The 244-nt window shown below is 36.5% G+C and carries 1 protein-coding gene; it reads right to left on the bottom strand.

Annotation, left to right across the window (positions count from 1 at the left end; all coding sequences use genetic code 11):
* Positions 1 to 244 (bottom strand): GNAT family N-acetyltransferase (locus AOA61_RS00275; RefSeq protein WP_143521134.1); only part of this gene is annotated, 244 nt, incomplete at both ends.

The raw sequence follows: 244 nt of genomic DNA, 5'->3' as shown, positions 1-244 counted from the left end.
TGTCCTAATATACTCAAGTGCCTTTGCTAATGATTTCTTGCCAAAACCTTTCCCCTGATATTTCTTATCTATCATAAATCTTAGTATTCCATACGCCGATTCATCCCCAAACTCATTTTCCTCAGCCGTCACATAGTACATCATGATAAAGCCAACCATTCTATCATTTTCATAGATTGCATATGGTATTGCAGTAAATCCTTCGTTAAATAAAGCAACGTACGCTTGTGCAAGACTATAGACA

The sequence above is a fragment of the Pseudomonas sp. 2995-1 genome, assembly GCF_002742505.1.
Taxonomy (GTDB): Bacteria; Pseudomonadota; Gammaproteobacteria; order Pseudomonadales; family Pseudomonadaceae; genus Aquipseudomonas; species Aquipseudomonas sivasensis.
This window is presented reverse-complemented; position numbering and strand designations above follow the sequence as displayed.